Source organism: Actinomadura rifamycini DSM 43936 (assembly GCF_000425065.1).
GTDB lineage: Bacteria > Actinomycetota > Actinomycetes > Streptosporangiales > Streptosporangiaceae > Spirillospora > Spirillospora rifamycini.
Map to the genome: position 1 here is coordinate 1 of NZ_AULB01000009.1, position 16,818 is coordinate 16,818.

Consider the following 16,818-nt stretch of genomic DNA (forward strand, 5'->3'; position numbering starts at 1 on the left):
ACCGCGACGTCCGGCCGGACGGCGGGGACGCGGACCAGGGCCTGCTCCATCGTGCCCGCCTCGCCGACGACCTCGAGGTCGGCCTCGGCCGACAGCAGCGCCGACACGCCCCGGCGCACGACCTCGTGGTCGTCGAGCAGGAAGACGCGGATCGCCGTGCCCGCCGCCGCGTCACGGCCTTCGGTCGTCGGATTCATGGCATCGCTCCCTCGAGCATGTGCTCATGAAACGAACGCTACCCTTCGTTTGCTTTCCCGAGCGGTTTCAGGAGTCCCCGGCCTTAGGGACCAAGGTCCCGAAAGTGGCATTCGCGGCGCGGGCGACGATAATGGCAGTGTGCCTCTGGAGCCACCGCCGGACGACGAGGGAGCCCGGGGAATCCTCCCTCATCTGCGGCTCGACGACCTGCTCGGCGAGCTGCAGGCCCGGCTGGACGCCGTCCGCGCGTCCCGGGACCGCGTGCACGGGCTGCTCGACGCCGTCGTGTCGATCGGCAGCGACCTCGACCTCGACTCGGTGCTGCGCAGGATCGCCGAGGCCGCCGCCGGTCTCGCGCAGGCCCGGTACGGGGCGCTGGGGGTGATCGACGAGGAGGGGGAACGGCTCGTCCGGTTCATCACGGTCGGCGTCACCGAGGAGGAGATCGCGCGGATCGGCCACTGGCCGCACGGGCACGGCATCCTCGGGCTGCTGATCAAGGATCCGCGCGCGCTGCGGCTCGCCGACCTGTCCCGGCACCCCGACTCCTACGGCTTCCCCGACCACCATCCGCCGATGCGCTCCTTCCTGGGGGTCCCCATCCGGATCCGCGGCGAGGTGTTCGGCAACCTCTACCTGACGGAGCGGACCGACGGCGGTGCGTTCGAGGAAGAGGACGAGGCCGTGGTCACCGCCCTCGCGACGGCCGCCGGTATCGCGATCGAGAACGCCCGCCTCTACCAGGAGACGCGGCGCCGGGAGCGGTGGCTGAAGGCGTCCGCCGAGATCTCCACGGCGCTGCTGTCGGGGCCCGATCCGGTGGAGGCGACGGCGGTCGTCGCGCGGCGCGCCCGCGAGGTCGTCGGCGCGGACCTCGCGGCCGTGGCCCTGGTCGACGAGGACCGCGAGCGGTTCGAGACGGTGGCCGCGGACGGGCGCGGGGCGGACCAGGTCCGCGGCGGCGCCGTGCCGGTCGAGGGATCCACGGGCGGCGAGGTGTTCACGACGGGCGCGTCGCTCCGCGTGGCCGACGGCGACGGGGCGCTGCGCGGGAGCGAGGTGTCGGGGGCGCTCGGCGTCGGTCCGCTCCTGATGGTGCCGCTGGGGGCGGGGGAGCAGGCGCGGGGCGTGGTCTGGGCGATGAACGCGCCCGGCGGGCACGCCTTCCCCGAGGGCGCGCAGCGGCTGCTGGAGGCGTACGCCGGCCAGGCGGCGGTGGCGCTCGAACTGGCGGACCGGCGCAGGGACGCCGAGCGGCTGGCGCTGCTGGAGGACCGCGACCGCATCGCCAAGGACCTCCACGACACCGTGATCCAGCAGCTGTTCGCCACCGCGATGGGCCTGATGGCCACCCTGGAGATCGTCCAGAAGCCCGAGGTGGACGCGCGGGTGCGGCGGGCGGTGGACGACCTGGACGCCACGATGCGGCAGATCCGCTCGACGATCTACGCGCTGCAGACGCCGTCCGGCGACGGGACGTTCCGCGGCCGCCTGCACGCGGTGATCGACGCCGCCGCCGAGAGCCTGGGCTTCCCCCCGTCCGTCCGGCTGGACGGCGCGCTGGACACGCTCGTGGACGACGAGACGGCCGACCACGCGGTCGCCGTGCTCCGGGAGGCGCTGTCCAACGCGGCCCGGCACGCCCGCGCCGGTGCGGTGCAGGTCACCGTGCACGCGGGCGAGAAGCTGACGCTGCGCGTCGAGGACGACGGCGTCGGGATGACCGGGACGGAGCGCCGCAGCGGCCTCGACAACCTGCGGGGACGCGCCGAGCGGTGCGGCGGCGCGTTCGCCGTCCGGCCCCGGGCCGGCGGCGGCACCGAACTCGAATGGACGGCGCCCCTGGACGGGGACTGACCGGCGCCGTGTCCCGCGGCGGGCGCCGGCCCGGCCGACGGTCCCGCCGTGAAGGGACCTTCATCCCTACCCGGGCGCGCGCCGCCGGGCGAGGCTTGAGGTCCGGAACGATCCGCGGCGACGCCACGGGAGGCGAGCGCTATGAGCACCATGACGGTCCTGCACCGGGAGAAGACCGCTTTCGCCGTCATCGTCCGCGATCACGTCGTGAACCTCGACCGGCCGTACACGTCGGGCGGTCTCGACTGCGGCCCGACGCCGGTGGAGCTGTTCGTCGCCGCGCTGGCGGCCGGTGCGGCCCACCAGGGCCGGGAGTACCTCGTCCGGCGCGGGCTCCCCGCGGACGGACTGGAGGTCATGGCCGACTTCGCCATGGGGCCGGGGCGGCCGCCCCGCGTCGATCGCGTCGACCTCGACGTGCGGCCGCCGCTGCCGCTGTCGCCGGAGGAGCACGGGGGGTTCCTCGCCGCCATGGAGGCGTGCCCGGTGCGCGCCTCGATCGGCGGTCTCCCGCGGATCGGCCTCCGTGTCGTGTCGGCCGTCCCCGCGGCCGTGTGAGCCGTGTGAGGAGACGCCGGGCCGCGCAGGGACGAAGGTCCGTGGTCGGAGCCGGACGACGGGACGTTCGCCCCTGGGGACGGAGCGGCCCGGCTTGATGGGGTGGAATCCGGCGCCGAAGGCGCGTCGTGGCGCGGCTCCGGGACGCCGCACGCGAAGGAGGAGGCATGCCGGAACGCATCGTGGTGGGGACGGACGGGTCCGAATGCGCCGACCGGGCGGTGGACTGGGCGGCGGACGAGGCGGCCCGGCGCGGAAGGCCGCTGCACATCGTGCACGCCGCGGCGGTCTGGCCGTACGCGTTCGGCGCCCCCGCGTACGCGCCCGTGCAGGTCGACGACCATGCCGCCGCGTCCGGCCGGAAGGCGGTGACGGACGCCGAGCGGAGGGCCTCGGACGGACGGCCGGGCCTGGAGGTCACGACGGCGGTCGTGGCCGACGCCGTCCCGGTCGTCCTGCGCCGGGAGGCGGAGGGGGCGTACGAGCTGGTGCTGGGCAGCCGCGGACTCGGCGGGTTCCGGGGCCTGCTGCTGGGGTCCAACGGGCTGCGGCTGGCCGGGCACCTGCCGGTACCGGTCGTGATCGTGCGCGGACGCGGCGACGGCGAGGAGATCGTCGTGGGCGTGGACCTGCTGCGGGGCATGGAGGCGACCCTGGAGTACGCCTTCGACGCCGCACTCCTGCACAAGGCGAGGCTGCGGGTCGTCCACGCCTGGCGGCTGCCTCCGTCGATGCAGCCCGCCGTCACCGCCGCCGACCACGCCCGGACGCGGGAGGAGCTCGGCGAGTCCCTGGCCGGGGTCGTCGCTCCCTGGCGCGCCCGCCATCCCGAGGTCGAGGTGATCGAGGAGCTGCCCTGCGCGCAGCCCGTGGCGGCGCTGGCGGACGCGGCGCGGAACGCGCGGCTGCTGGTGGTGGGCGCGCATCGGCACCGGCGTCCGCTCCCGGCGCTGGGCGCGGTCGGGCACGGCGCCGTGCACCACGCCCCCTGCCCGATCGCCGTGATCCCCTCGCCGTGACGCCCGGCCGACGGCGTCGACGCCGTCGGCGCGACTCAGGCGGCGCGACTCAGGCGGGGATTCGCGAGCGGGCGTCGGCGGCCCAGTGGGGGGCGTTCCACCGGTCGGCGATGGCGGCGGCCTCGGCGAAATGGGCGGCGGCGGCCTGCCGGTCGCGGCCGAGGAAAAGGGCCAGTTCACCGAGGGTGTGGGCGACCGGGCGCAGCGCCAGCGACAGGCTCGCGGCACCCGCCGGGGGGCCGCCGCGGTGCGGAAGCAGCCTCGCGTAGGTCTCCTCGGCGGCGGCGCGGTCGTCCAGGGCCATGGCGGCCATGGCGCGGAGAGTCGTGAGGAAGGTGAAGAAGTAGTCGGGGCGGATCGGGGCGGAGGTCCGGACCCGGCGGGCCTCGCCGCTCAGGCCGTTGCCGTGCAGGGCGAGGACCAGCAGGTCGGACGCCATCGGGCCCGCCGCCTCGTGGAGGGCGCGCACCTCGTCGAGACGCGTGACGAGGGTGCCGTCGCTCATCCACGTCGCGGCCAGCGCGAAGCCGAGGAAGCCGGAGGCGTGCAGGGAGCCGGCGCGCCGCATGCCGTCGGCGGCCCGCCGGTAGCGCCGTTCGGCGTCGGCGGACCGGCCCTCGATGAGGGCCAGGGTCGCCAGTGTCACCTCGGCGACGCCCGCCGCCTCGGGCAGCCGGTAGGCGCGCGCGAGGCCGCCGGCCTCGGCGGCCGTCCGGCGCATGGTGGCCGGGTCGTTGGCCTCGGCGGCGGCGCAGGCGTGGTTGAGCAGGCCGGCGACGCGGTAGGCGGGCACGCCGTGCTCCACGCCGATCGCCACCAGGTCGCGGCAGAGTCCGGCGCGTCCGTCCGGCCCGCCGATGCCTCGGGCCAGGACCCCGAGCGCCGCCGCCCGCAGGTGCGGCCCGGTGGCGAGGCCGAGCGCCTCGCGGGCCGCCGCCAGGACGGTGGGGTCGTCCTCGCCCGCCAGTTCGTCGGCGTAGGCGACGAGGAGCCGGCCGCGCGTCTCCGGGGCCAGGTCGGTGCGCTCGAGCAGGCGGCTCAGCCGGTCGACGACGGGGCGGTCCACGGTGCCGTACGGGCGGGACTGCCACGGCGTCGGCTCGGTCCAGGCGGTGAACGCGGCGATCATCAGGTCGTCGCGGCCCAGGGACTCCGCGTACTCCACGGCTTCGCGGCGTGTCTCGCGGGCGGCTCCGACGGCCCCCGCCCGGATCTGCGCGCGCAGCAGCCTGCCGTGCAGGTCGACGCGCTCCCGCGGGTCGGACGCGTTCGCGAGCGCGGCGGTGAGGAGATCGGCCGCGACGTCGTGGGCGTAGCGCGCCTCGGCCAGGTCGGCGGCCTCGACGCAGTACCGGACGGCCTTGGGAGAACCGGCCCGCGCGTAGTGGTGCGCGAGCGCCGCGACGTCGCCGGTGCCTTCCAGCGCGGCGGCGATGCGGGCGTGCATGCGGGCAGCCCGCAGGCGGCTGACGTCGGCGACGAGGGTGTCGCGGACGAGGGCGTGGACGAACCGCACCCGTCCGGGGCCGGGCTCGCTCAGCAGTCCGGCGATCACACCCGCGTCCAGCGCGTCCAGCACGCCGTCCTCGTCGGTGTCGGCGGCGTTCACCAGCACCTCCACCGAGCTCTCCCGGCCCGCGACCGCGGCCAGCCGCAGCACGGCCACGCCTCCCTCGGGCAGCCGCGCGAAGCGCCGCCGCAGGACGTCCCGCACGCCTTCGGGGACCTCGGAGAGGGCGACCAGCGCGCCTTCGCCGTTCAGCAGCCGGGCGCTTTCCCGCACGTAGAACGGGTTCCCGCCGGTCCGCTCCGCGATCCCCGCGACGGTCTCCTCGTCGGTCTCGCATTCGGCCCGCACGAGCTCCGCCACGGCCTCGCCGTCCAGCCCCCGCAGCGGCAGGCGCAGGGGCGCGGCGCGCGCGAGGGAGGCCAGCGTGTCGGTGAGGTGCGCGCTCTCGTCCGCGCGGTACGCGGCGACGACCAGGATCGGGGCCCGCAGGCCGAGGCCGCCGCCGAGCAGTTCGAGCGTGGCGGCGTCCGCCCGGTGCAGGTCGTCCAGCACGACGGCGACCGGGCGTTCCGTGGCGACCGCCGCCAGCCATCGCCACACGGCCCGGCGCAGGCGGAACCGCCCCGCGGCGGCGTCGGCGGCCACCGGCCCGGTGTCGGTGAGCAGCGGCGCGAGGTCGGCGGCGAACGCGCCCGGGGGCGCGGCCGCGGCGACGGCCCGCAGCGCCTCGGTCCAGGCCCACGCGGGCGGCGCCCCGTCGACCTCGGGGCAGTGGCCGGCGGCGACCAGCCACCCGTCGCGCTCCAGGCGTCCGCCGAGGTGCTCCAGGAGCGTGGACTTGCCGAGCCCGGCCTCACCGGTGACGAGGGCGACGCGGGCGCCGTCCCCGGCGGCCTCGGCGGCGGCCGTGACCAGCGCCGACAGTTCCGCCTCCCGTCCGACGAACGGCGCCTCGCCGACCGGCGCTGACGGCGGTGCGGGCGGCGGTGGCGAGGGGGGTGGCGGCGGTGGCGGCGGCACGGTCTCGCGCATGACGTCCGTGCGGCGGGTGAGGATCGCCTCCTCCAGCGCCGTCAGGTCCGGGCCGGGGTCGAGCCCGAGCTCCTCGGCGAAGACGCCGCGGGCGCGGCGGAGCGCCGCCAGCGCGTCGGCCTGGCGGCCGCTGCTCCACAGGGCCAGGGCGTGCAGGCGCCAGCCCTCCTCGCGCAGCGGCTCTTCGCGGGTGAGCCGCTCGGCCTGCGGCACCACCGCGGCGGGGTCGCCGGTGCGCAGCCCCGCGGCGACGTGCAGCTCGGCGGCGACCAGGCGCAGCTCGTTGAGCCGGGCCGTCTCCGCGGCGGCCCACGGCTCGTCGGCGACCTCGGCGAACGCCGGCCCCCGCCATAGCGCCAGCGCCTCGGCGAGCCGGGCCCGGGCGGCGCGCGGGTCGGGGTCGGCCCGGGCCCGGTCGAGCAGGTCCTCGAACCGCCACGCGTCCACCGACTCCGGCGGCAGCCGCAGCGCATAGCCGGGCGGGGCGCTCACCAGCAGCCGGGCCGGCGTGCGCGGCGGGCGCGCGGGCTCCAGCAGCCGGCGCAGGTTGGACACGTATGCCTGGAGGGACGTCAGCGCCCGCGCGGGCGGCTCCCCGCGCCACAGGTCCTCGATCATCCGGTCGACCGGCACGACCCGGCCGCGCGCCGCCGCCAGCAGCGCCAGCACGCCCCGCTGCCGCGGCCCGCCGAGGTGGACGCTCTCACCGTGCACCTCGGCCGCGAACGAGCCCAGCACCCGGATGAAGACCATGATCCGCACATCGTACGTGGACGGTGCCGGCGCGGGAGTTCCGTGCCGGGGCGCCCGCCACGTGCTCGCCGAGGTCGGACGCCAGATGGACCGGGTGGCCGCCACGTCCTCCACGGGGCCTGCGCGGCCCGCCCCGGCGCCGAAGGTTTCTCGCGCGGTGATCTTGCTTGCCGGGGCTTCCTGCATCACATTAGTTATTGCACATCGACCGCAAGAACTGAGGGGATGCATGAGGGCGTCATCGGTGGCCCCGTCGGCCGGGGTACCCGCGTCGGGCCTCGACGACGGCCTCGACGACGACCTCGGGGCGTCGTCCCGCCGGCGCCGGTACCTGCTGCTCCTGCTCGGGCTGCTGGCGGTCTTCTGCGGCACGGTCGTCGCGGCGGTGGGGATGGGCTCGGTGTCCGTGCCGCCGCCGACCGTCCTCGAGATCGTCGGCCACCATCTGATCGGCAGCCCGGCCGAGGCCACCTGGCGGTCGTCGCAGGACGCGATCGTGTGGCGGGTCCGGCTGCCGCGCGTGCTGCTCGGCGCGGCGGTCGGCGCCGGGCTCGCCGTCACCGGGACGGCCCTGCAGGCGATGGTGCGGAACATGCTGGCCGACCCGTACCTGCTCGGGGTCAACTCGGGCGGCTCGACGGGCGCCGCCGCCGCGATCCTGTTCGGGTTCGGCGCGGGGTGGGGGGAGCACGCGCTGCAGGCCGCGGCATTCCTGGGTGCGCTGGCCGCCTCGCTGCTGGTCTTCGTGATCGCGCGGGCGGCCGGGCGGATCACCTCGACGCGGCTGCTGATGACCGGCGTGGCCGTCGGCTACGCGCTCTACGCCCTGACGAGCTTCTTGATCTTCGCGTCCGACTCGGCGGAGGGCTCCCGGTCGGTGCTGTTCTGGCTGCTGGGCACCTTGGCGCTGGCGCACTGGTCGGCGCCGCTGGCCGTGGTCCTGGTCGCCGTCGCCCTGGTGACCGCGCTGCTCACGCTGTGGGGACGGCGCCTGGACGCCCTGGCGCTCGGGGACGAGACCGCGCACACCCTGGGCATCTCGCCGACGCGGTTCCGCCTGGTGCTGCTGGTCCTGGTGTCCTTGGCCGTGGGGGTGCTGGTGGCCGCCGCGGGCAGCATCGGCTTCGTCGGGCTGGTGATCCCGCACCTGGCCCGGCGGGCGGTGGGGGCCACGCACCGGCGGGCCGTGCCCGTCGCCGCGCTGATCGGCGCGACGTTCCTGCTGTGGGCCGACCTGGCCGCCCGCATGATCCTCAGCCCGCAGGAGCTGCCGATCGGCATCATCACCGCGCTCGTCGGCGCGCCGTTCCTGCTCATCCTGGTCCGCCGGCTGCACGCAGGAAGCGAGTGAGGCACCCGTGATCGAAGGAGTCGGGCTCGGCTACGCGTACGGTGCGACGACCGTGGTGCGCGACATCGACGTGCGGGCGGAGTCCGGCCGGGTCCTCGGGCTGCTCGGCCCCAACGGCAGCGGCAAGACCACGCTGGTGCGGATGCTCACCGGGATCGCGGCCCCGCGCAGCGGCCGGGTGCTGCTCGACGGGCGTCCGCTGGACTCCTTCCCCCACCGGGAACTGGCCCGGCAGGTCGCCGTCGTGCTGCAGGAGCCGTCGGGCGACCTGCCGATGACCGTGGCCGACATGGTCATGCTCGGCCGGGTGCCGCACCAGGCGATGTTCGCGCGCAACGGCGCGGAGGACCACCGCATCGCGGCGGCCGTCCTGCGCAGGGTCGGCGCGCGGCACCTCGCGGACCGCGTCTTCACCGGGCTGTCCGGCGGGGAGAAGCAGCGCGTGATGATCGCGCGCGCTCTGGCGCAGCGCCCCACCCACCTGGTGCTCGACGAGCCGACCAACCACCTCGACATCCGCTACCAGCACGAGCTGCTCGCCTTGATCCGCGGGCTCGGCGTCACCACGGTCATCGTGCTGCACGACCTCAATCTGGCCGCCCGCTACTGCGACGACGTCCTGGTGCTCCACGAGGGCGACGTCGTCGCGCACGGGCCGTGCGCCGACGTGCTGACGGCCGAGCTGCTCGAAGGCGTCTACGGCGTCGGGGTCGAGCGCCTCGAGACGTCCCGCGGCATCCAGTTCCTCTTCCACCCGCTCGACGCCGTGTCCGGACCGGCCGGCGGCCCCGCGTCCGTCCCCGCGTCCGTCCCCGCCTCCGGCCGGCCTGAACGGCGCGCCGGTCACCGCAAGGAGTGATCCGCCCGTGAAGCGACACCTCGCCTGGTCCGCGGCCGTCCTGCTGGCCGCCGTGCTCACCGGCTGCGGCTCGACCGGCTCCGGGGCGGGCGGCGGCACGGCGGCGGGCTTCCCCCTGACCGTCGAGAACTGCGGGGCGGACGTCCGGGTGCCGGAGCCGCCCTCCCGCGTCATGATCGTGAACAGTGCTCCGCTGCAGTACCTGTCCACGCTCGGCGTGCTCGACCGGCTGGCCTCGCGGGCCGGGCGGTTCCCGCCGGAGTACTACTCCGCAGAGACCCTCGCGGCGGTCGAGAGGGTCCCCTCCCTCACCGACCGCCTCGGCTCCGACGGACACCTGAAGATCTCCACCGAGTCGATCATCGCTCAGGAACCCGACCTGGTGCTCGGCCTGCCGGACGGCGTCTCGCGGGAGGCCCTCGCCGCCGTCGGCATCCCCGTGCTCGACGAGCCCAGCTTCTGCCCGGACGGCATCCGGGATCCCGGCTACGAGACGATCTACGAGCAGATGCGGCTGTACGGCAAGGTCTTCGACCGGCGGGCCGAGGCGGAGCGGGCCGTCGAGGACCTCCGGCAGCGCGTCCGGGCCGTCCGGACGGAGCCGTCCGGCCGGAAGGGCCGCAAGGCCGCCGTGCTGTGGCCCTACCGGGGCGAAGGGACCGTCGGGGCCTACGGCGGGCAGAGCATGGCCACGCCGCAGCTCGAGACGCTCGGCGCCCGGAACGTGTTCGCCGACGTCGACAAGCGCGTCTTCGAGGTCTCGATGGAGGAGCTGCTGGCGCGCGACCCCGACGTCATCGTCCTGCTGCACACCGACGGGACCGACCGGGAGATCGAGCAGGCCCTGCTCGACATCCCCGGCGCCCGCGAGCTCCGCGCCGTGCGGAACGACGCGGTCGCGGTGCAGCTGTTCAACTTCACCGAACCGCCCACGCCTCTGGTCCTCGACGGGCTGGAGCGCCTGGCGGACCACCTTGATGGGAAGTGACGCCGTGCCGCCGAACTCGCCGATCCAGGACCGGATCACCTGGTACTGGGACCAGCACGCCCCCGCCTACCAGCGGTTCCAGGAGGAGCGGCTGGCGCACCCCGACTACGGCGCCGCCTGGACCCGGGTCTGGCGGGACGCGCTGCCGGACGACGCCGAGACCGTGCTCGACGCGGGCACCGGCACCGGGCACGCCGCACTGACCATCGCCGCCCTCGGCCGCCGGGTGACCGGGATCGACATCGCCCCCGCCATGCTCGACCACGCCCGCGGCAACGCGCGCCGCCGCGGGCTCGACATCGCCTTCCTCCAGGGCGACGCGGTCAGGCCGGCGGTGCCCGGCGCCCCCTTCGACGCGATCGTCAGCCGCTACCTCCTGTGGACGCTGCCCGACGTCGACACGGCGCTGCGCAACTGGCGCCGCCTGCTCCGGCCGGGCGGCCGGCTGGCCGTCGTGGACGCCCCCTGGCACGCGGGCGGAATGCGGCATTCCGACACCGACCCGCGGGCACGGGCCTACGACGAGGAGGCCCGCCGCGCCCTGGTGCTGGCCGAAGCGGAGACGATCACCGCCTGGCGGGAGCGCATCGTCGCCGCCGGCTTCGCGGACGTCGAGGTCGCTCCGCTGACCGAGCTCTACGAGCTCGACGGCGTCCACGGCGTCGCGGCGGACCACCGCCGCACCCTGCAGCACCTGATCACCGCGCGAAACCCGGAGGCGGACCCGGACCCCGCGCGAGGCCCGCGATGACGGAGCGGCCCCGGCGATCCCGAACCCGGCCCGGGTTCGACGCGACGCCCTCGGTCCTCATCGCGGCCCGCCGTAGACCTCCCGGAGGACGCGTTTGAGGATCTTGCCGCCGGTGTTCCGCGGCAGCGCGTCCACGGCGCGCCACACCTTCGGCGCCTTGTAGGGGGCCAGGACGGCGCGGACGGCCGCCTCCAGGGCGGCGAAGTCGAGGTCGCGGCCGGGACGCGGGACGACGAACGCGCCGGGGACCTCGCCCCACTTCTCGTCGGGCAGCCCGACGACCGCGGCTTCGGCGACGCCGTCGCAGCCGGCGAGGACGTTCTCGATCTCGCGCGGGTAGATGTTCGACCCCCCGGAGACGATCACGTCCTTGGTGCGGTCGACGATGGCGATGAAGCCCTCGTCGTCGCGGACCGCGACGTCGCCGGAGGTGAGGAAGCCGTCCGGCCGGACCGCCTCGGCGGTCGCCCCGGGATCGTCCAGGTAGCCGAGCATGGTGAACGGCGAACGGCTGAACAGCTCGCCCGGCTCGCCGGGCCCGGCCTCCCGCCCGTCGGGCGCGAGCAGCGCCACCTCCGTCATCCACCAGGGGTGCCCGACCGTCCCGGCCTTGCGGAGCGCGTCCGGGGGGCGCAGGTTCGTGACGATGCCCGCCTCCGTGGACCCGTACAGTTCGTGCACGCCGACGCCGGGGAAGGCGTCGATGACCCACTCCTTCAGCGGCACCGGCAGCGCCGCGGCGTCGAAGTACATCGTCTCCAGGCTCGACAGGTCGTGCCTGCGCGGTGCCTGCTCCATGACCCGCCGCAGCGCGTGCGCGTGCGTCGGCACCAGGAAGACCGTCTGGAGCCGGTCGCGCTCGATCATGCGGAGGAGCTCCTCGGGGTCCCAGCGGCGCATCATGGACGTGGTGCCGCCGAGGAACGGGCCCGCGTAGGCGAAGCAGAACCCGGCGCCGTGCGCCATCGGCGCGACCGCGGCGGTGCGCCTGCCGGGCCCGAGGCCGTAGTCGACGGCGCAGCCGAACATGGTGAGCACCCGCGAGCGGTGGGTCAGCAGCGCGCCCTTCGGCCGTCCGGTCGTCCCGGAGGTGTACTGGACGCAGAACGGGTCGGTCTCGCCGACGTCGGCGCGCGGGTCGGCCGCCCGCGACGCCGCGAGGGCCCGCTCGTAGGGGCGCCCCCAGGATCCCGCGCCGAGCCGGAGGACGAGCGGCAGGTCCTCGGCCGCGTCGGGGACGTCCGCCTCGAACGCGGCGTCGGCGACCAGCCCGGACGCCCCCGACCGGTCGATCAGCGCGGCGTGCTCGGCGGCGGTGCCGCGCGGGTCGAGCGGCACCAGCACGGCGCCCGCCTTCGCGGCGCCCGCCGCGATCTCCACGTACTCGAGCCGGTTCCCCAGCAGCACCGCGACCCGGCCGCCCGCCCCCGACCCGGCGTCGGCCAGCAGCGCCGCGACGCGGTCGCTGCGGTCGCCGAGTTCGGCGAAGGTCATCCGGCGGTCGCCGTCGACGAGCGCCGTGGCCGCCGGGGTGCTGCGCGCGAACTCCCGGATGCCGCCGGCGAGGTTCAGCTGCGCCCCGGCGGTGCGCGCCCGCCCCCTGGAGGTGCTCGGCTGTGTCATGGCCGCCTGGTTCCTCTCCTCGGCTGGTCCGCCCGTCCGGCGGTGCCCGTTCCCGCCGCCTCGAACCGCGCCCGCCCGGCGAACCCCTGGCGGCGGAGCGGTACGTCGCCCTCCGGGCGGGGCAGGTCCCGCGCCCGTTCCGGGGACCCGGGATCGCCGCCGGTGCGGCGCGCGGCGGAGGCTTTGCGGGGGGCCTACCCGCCGGGACGGCGGCGTTGACCGTGCGTGGAGTAGAAATCACCGGGTGAGCGAGGTGAACTTCTCCGAAGTGTTCGAGGCGCTGCCCGTCGCGTGCGCGGTGCTGTCGACGGACCTGGTGTTCGTCGCGGCCAACCACGCCTACCAGGAGCTGGTGGGCCAGTCGCGCGACCGGCTGATCGGACGGGAGATGTTCGACGTGTTCTCCGGCGGGCCGTCGGGAGGCCCCCGGGAACTGCGGGCCTCGCTGCAGCGGGTCGTCAGCGAGGGGGAGACCGATGTGCTGGCGCTGCAGCGGTACGACCTGGAGGAAGCCGACCGGCCCGGGGTGTTCCGGGAGAGGTACTGGACCGCGGTCAACTCGCCGGTGAAGGACCGGGACGGCCGCGTCGTCCTGGTTCTGAACCGGGTGTCGGAGGTGACCGAGTTCGTCCAGCGGATCCGGGAGGCCGACGCCCGGAGCCGGAGCGGCGGCCCGGCTCCGGCGCAGGCCGCCACGGTCGCCGACGGCGTGGAGGCGGCGGAGGCCGAGCTCTTCGTGCGCGGGCAGGAGCTGCAGCAGGTCAACCGGCGGCTGCAGGACGCCCGGGCGCGCGAGCGCCGGGCCGCCGACGCGGCGCGGCAGGCGCTGCGCCGCCAGCAGCAGGTGGTCGCCGACACCTCCCACGACCTGCGGGGCCCGCTGGCGGGCCTGCAGACCCGCCTGGAACTCGCCCTCTCCGACCCGGACGCCGACTCCCGGGAGGTGCTGCACGCCGCCCTGCACGATGCCGAACGGCTCGGTGACATCGTCGCCGACCTGCTGGAGCTGGCCCGTCTGGAGGCGGGCAGCCCGATGCCCACCCAGGCGGTCGACCTCGGCGGCCTCGTCCGGGACGAGCTCGCGGCCCGTTCGCCCGCCGTGGAGGAGACCGGCGACCTGGCGCCGGGCGTCATGGTGGAGGGATCGGTCCGCCGGTTGCGGCGGCTGCTGAACAACCTGCTGTCCAACGCCGAGCGGCACGCCCGCGCCCGCGTCGGCGTTTCGGTGGCGAGCACCGGCGACCAGGCGGTCCTGGAGATCGCCGACGATGGCCCCGGCATCCCCGCCACCGAACGCGAGGCCGTCTTCGACCGCTTCTACCGGCGGCCCGACGCCCGCCGCAGCGACCCCGAGGGCACCGGCCTCGGGCTGTCGATCGCCCGGCAGATCGCCCACGCCCATCACGGCACCCTGGACATCGCCGATCAAGCAGAGGGGACCCGCATGGTCCTGCGTCTGCCGTTGCGCCCGCCATCGGAATGAGCGGCACCCGCCCCGCCGGACGGCCGGACGCGGAAGGGCGTTCCGCTCGTCACCTCCGGGCCAGCTCGTGGGCTTGCAGGGCGACCGCGTCCACCAGACCGGGGTCGAGGGCCAGCGCCGGGTCGAGCCGGTGCAGGATGCCGCATGCCGCGTCCCGCGGCGGGCCGGACACGGATCGGGCGGTGCCGCCGCGCTCGTACAGCAGGTACGCCGCGATGATCCGGACCGCGGCGGCGGGGATCCTCCCGCTCCCGCGCGCAGCGCGGACGGCGGGGACGACGCGGTCGAGGAGCTTGTCGGCGCCGTTCTCCGCGATCTTGGCGAGGGCGTGGGCGATCCGCGGGTTGGCGAAGCGTTCGACGAGCGCGGCGCGGTAGGCGGCCGGGCCGGGGCCGGCGCCGAGCCCGGCGGACGCCTCGTCCCACCACTCGGTGAGCCACGTCCGGCAGAGCGGGTCGGTCATGGCCTCGGCGACGGTGGTGTGGCCGCGCAGGGAGCCGGCGTAGGCGAGGAGCGAGTGGCCGCCGTTGAGGAGCCGGAGCTTGCGGCGCTCGTAGGGGGCGATGTCGGGGACGAAACGGGCGCCCGCGGCTTCCCAGCGCGGACGTCCCGCGGGGAACTCCCCGCACAGCGCCCATTCGGCGAACGGTTCGGCCACGACGGGCGCGGCGTCGGTCCTGCCGGTGGCGGCGGCCACCGCGGCCGCGGTCTCGCCCGTCGGCCAGGGGGTGATGCGGTCCGCGACCGTGTCCACGTAGGAGGCGTGCGCCGCCGCGCGCGCCCAGGCCGGGCCGACCGCCTCGGCGAGCTCGCGGACGATCCGGGCGGCCGTCCGGCCGTTGCCGGGGAGGTTGTCGCACGGCACGACCGCGACCGGTCCGCCGCCGGCCCGCCGCCGTGCGGCCAGTCCGGCCAGCAGCCGGGCCGCCACCGTGCCGACGGGGGCGTGCGGGGCGGCGCGGAGCGCCGCGATGTCGGCGCGGACGTCCGGGAGGGCGGTGTCCAGGGCGCCGCCGGGCGTCCGGGTGTACCCGGCTTCGGTCACCGTCAGCGTGACGACCGCGAGGCGGGGTTCGCGCCAGTACCTCAGCCAGGCCGCGTGGTCGCCGCCGGGGTGCGCCGCCGAGACGGCGCCGACCCGCTCGAAGCGGTCGCCGTCGGGGCCGCGCGCGACCAGCGTGTACATCCCGTCCTGGGCGTTCAGGCGGTCCGCGGTCCGCGTGCTGCGGCCGGTGAACGCGGCGATGCCCCACTCCGGGGCGTCCGGCGCGTTCTCGGTGTACCACGCCTGGTGGGCGCGGAAGAAACCGCCGAGGCCGAGGTGGAGGATCCGCACCGGGGCGGACGGACGGCCGTCGCGGGCACGGGTCAGCGGCGGGATCACAGCTTGAACGCCCGGCGCGGGTTGACGGCCACCAGTTCCGCGGCCGCCTCGAAAGCCTCGTCCTCGGTCAGCCGGTGCTCGGCCACCAGCTCGGCGAGGAACCCGCTGTCCAGGCGGCGGGACATGTCGTGCCGGGCCGGGATCGAGCAGAAGGCGCGGGTGTCGTCCACGAATCCGGTGGTACGGGAGAGCCCCGCCGTCTCGGTGACGGACCGCTGGTACCGGCGGATCGCTTCGGGCGCGTCGAGGAACCACCAGGGCGCCCCCGCGTACACCGACGGGTAGAAACCGGCGAGCGGGGCGATCTCCCGGGAGAACGCCGTCTCGTCGATGGTGAACAGGACGAGCTGGAAGCCGTCCGCGGTCCCGTACCGCTCCAGCAGCGGGCGGAGCGCGTCGGTGAACTCGGCGCGCAGGGGGATGTCGTGGCCGGTGTCGGGGCCGTGGCGGTGCAGGGTCGGCGGGTGGTGGTTGCGGCGCACCGCCGGGTGCAGCGTCATGACGAGGCCGTCCTCGCACGACATGCGGGCCATCTCCAGCAGCATGTGCCGCCGGAACGCGAGCGCCTCCGCCTCCGTCGCGTCGCCGGCGAGGGCGGCGCGGTAGATGCGGCCGGCGTCGCGGGCCGGCAGCGGGTCCGTGCGGGCGTCCGCGTGGCTGTGGTCGGCGGACGTCGCGCCGTGCTTGACGAAGTGGCGGCGCCGCGCTTCCAGCGCGCGGACGTACCCCTCGTAGCCGGACGTGTCGGTGTCGGCGGCCTCGCCCAGCCGCGCGACCGCGTCGGCCCAGCCGTCCCGGCCCGGCTCCAGGTAGCGGTCGGGGCGGAACGTCGGGACGACCCGCGCCCGCCAGGCGGCGTCCTCGGCGAGGGCGCGGTGCGCGGCGAGATCGTCGCAGGGGTCGTCGGTCGTGGCGAGGACGTCGATGCCGAAGCGCTCGAACAGCGCGCGCGGCCGGAAGGACGGTTCCGCGAGCCGCTCGGCGATCCGGTCGTAGATCCGGTCGGCGGTGCCGGGGGCGGGACGGTCCTCGACGCCGAAGACCTCGCCGAGCTCGGCCTCCAGCCAGTACCGGACGGGTGTGCCGCGGAAGACCGGCCAGTGCTCGCACAGCCGCCGCCACGCCGTCCGGGCCGCGGCCTCGGAGAGCGGGCCGCGTCCCACGCCGAGGTCGTGCAGCGGGACGCCGTCGGCGTGCAGCAGCCGGGTGACGTAGTGGTCCGGCGCGATCAGCAGGCTCGCCGGGTCGGCGAACGGTTCGTCCTCGACCAGCAGCCGCGCGTCGACGTGGCCGTGCGGCGACAGGATCGGCAGTCCCCGCACGGAGTCGTGGAGCCGCCGCGCCAGGGCGCGCACGCCGGGGTCGGCGGGCAGCAGCCGGTCGGGATGCAGGTGGAGCGGCATGTGCCGAATGGTCCTCGGCGTCCGACGCGCCGGGCAACCGGTTGCCATG

Annotated in this window: 12 protein-coding genes and 1 pseudogene; 8 read left to right on the plus strand and 5 right to left on the minus strand. The window is 76.0% G+C overall.

Annotated elements, in window-relative coordinates:
* Positions 1 to 197, minus strand: a pseudogene (locus H505_RS40205) (response regulator); the annotation flags it as partial.
* Between the two features lie 139 nt (positions 198 to 336).
* On the opposite strand from H505_RS40205, the gene H505_RS0106840 reads away from it, so the two are divergent.
* The 3 genes from H505_RS0106840 (at position 337) to H505_RS0106850 (ending at position 3,632) form a co-directional block, all read left to right on the plus strand.
* A complete protein-coding gene (locus tag H505_RS0106840; RefSeq protein WP_026401395.1) occupies positions 337 to 2,055 on the plus strand; it encodes a GAF domain-containing sensor histidine kinase in 1,719 nt (572 codons plus the stop codon).
* A 141-nt stretch (positions 2,056 to 2,196) separates the two neighbouring features.
* Complete coding sequence (locus tag H505_RS40210; protein WP_051300370.1) at positions 2,197 to 2,613, plus strand: OsmC family protein; 417 nt, start codon at positions 2,197 to 2,199, stop codon at positions 2,611 to 2,613.
* Between the two features lie 167 nt (positions 2,614 to 2,780).
* The gene (locus H505_RS0106850; RefSeq protein ID WP_026401396.1) at positions 2,781 to 3,632 is read left to right on the plus strand and encodes a universal stress protein; all 852 of its coding nucleotides are present in this window, start codon (positions 2,781 to 2,783) and stop codon (positions 3,630 to 3,632) included.
* Between the two features lie 49 nt (positions 3,633 to 3,681).
* Here the strand turns inward: H505_RS0106850 and H505_RS0106855 are convergent, their stop codons facing one another.
* The gene (locus H505_RS0106855) at positions 3,682 to 6,927 is read right to left on the minus strand and encodes an ATP-binding protein (RefSeq protein WP_026401397.1); all 3,246 of its coding nucleotides are present in this window, start codon (positions 6,925 to 6,927) and stop codon (positions 3,682 to 3,684) included.
* A 229-nt stretch (positions 6,928 to 7,156) separates the two neighbouring features.
* On the opposite strand from H505_RS0106855, the gene H505_RS0106860 reads away from it, so the two are divergent.
* Genes H505_RS0106860 through H505_RS47365 form a run of 4 tightly spaced genes read left to right on the plus strand, consistent with a single transcriptional unit; the run spans position 7,157 to position 10,876 of the window.
* The gene (locus tag H505_RS0106860; RefSeq protein ID WP_084549942.1) at positions 7,157 to 8,278 is read left to right on the plus strand and encodes a FecCD family ABC transporter permease; all 1,122 of its coding nucleotides are present in this window, start codon (positions 7,157 to 7,159) and stop codon (positions 8,276 to 8,278) included.
* A 7-nt stretch (positions 8,279 to 8,285) separates the two neighbouring features.
* Positions 8,286 to 9,137, plus strand: a complete 852-nt coding sequence (locus H505_RS0106865) for an ABC transporter ATP-binding protein (protein ID WP_026401399.1) — start codon at positions 8,286 to 8,288, stop codon at positions 9,135 to 9,137.
* A gap of 7 nt (positions 9,138 to 9,144) precedes the next feature.
* Positions 9,145 to 10,125: an ABC transporter substrate-binding protein gene (locus H505_RS40215; RefSeq protein ID WP_034517004.1), complete on the plus strand. Its 981-nt coding sequence runs from the start codon at positions 9,145 to 9,147 to the stop codon at positions 10,123 to 10,125.
* The gene (locus H505_RS47365; protein ID WP_064743515.1) at positions 10,115 to 10,876 is read left to right on the plus strand and encodes a class I SAM-dependent methyltransferase; all 762 of its coding nucleotides are present in this window, start codon (positions 10,115 to 10,117) and stop codon (positions 10,874 to 10,876) included. Before H505_RS40215 ends, H505_RS47365 begins: the two co-directional genes overlap by 11 nt.
* Before the next feature lie 57 nt (positions 10,877 to 10,933).
* On the opposite strand, the gene H505_RS0106880 is transcribed toward H505_RS47365, so the two are convergent.
* Positions 10,934 to 12,499 carry a class I adenylate-forming enzyme family protein gene (locus H505_RS0106880; protein WP_051300372.1) on the minus strand — a complete coding sequence of 522 codons (1,566 nt, stop codon included), beginning with the start codon at positions 12,497 to 12,499 and terminating at the stop codon, positions 10,934 to 10,936.
* Between the two features lie 244 nt (positions 12,500 to 12,743).
* On the opposite strand from H505_RS0106880, the gene H505_RS47370 reads away from it, so the two are divergent.
* Positions 12,744 to 13,982 (plus strand): PAS domain-containing sensor histidine kinase, encoded by a 1,239-nt coding sequence (locus tag H505_RS47370; RefSeq protein ID WP_051300373.1) that lies wholly within the window; start codon positions 12,744 to 12,746, stop codon positions 13,980 to 13,982.
* Positions 13,983 to 14,031: 49 nt separating this feature from the next.
* Here H505_RS47370 and H505_RS40230 read toward each other — a convergent pair whose 3' ends face one another.
* Positions 14,032 to 15,366 carry a mannitol dehydrogenase family protein gene (locus tag H505_RS40230; protein WP_211238409.1) on the minus strand — a complete coding sequence of 445 codons (1,335 nt, stop codon included), beginning with the start codon at positions 15,364 to 15,366 and terminating at the stop codon, positions 14,032 to 14,034.
* Positions 15,363 to 16,769 (minus strand): glucuronate isomerase, encoded by a 1,407-nt coding sequence (gene uxaC, locus H505_RS0106895; RefSeq protein WP_026401401.1) that lies wholly within the window; start codon positions 16,767 to 16,769, stop codon positions 15,363 to 15,365. Before uxaC ends, H505_RS40230 begins: the two co-directional genes overlap by 4 nt.
* Positions 16,770 to 16,818 lie beyond the last annotated feature (49 nt).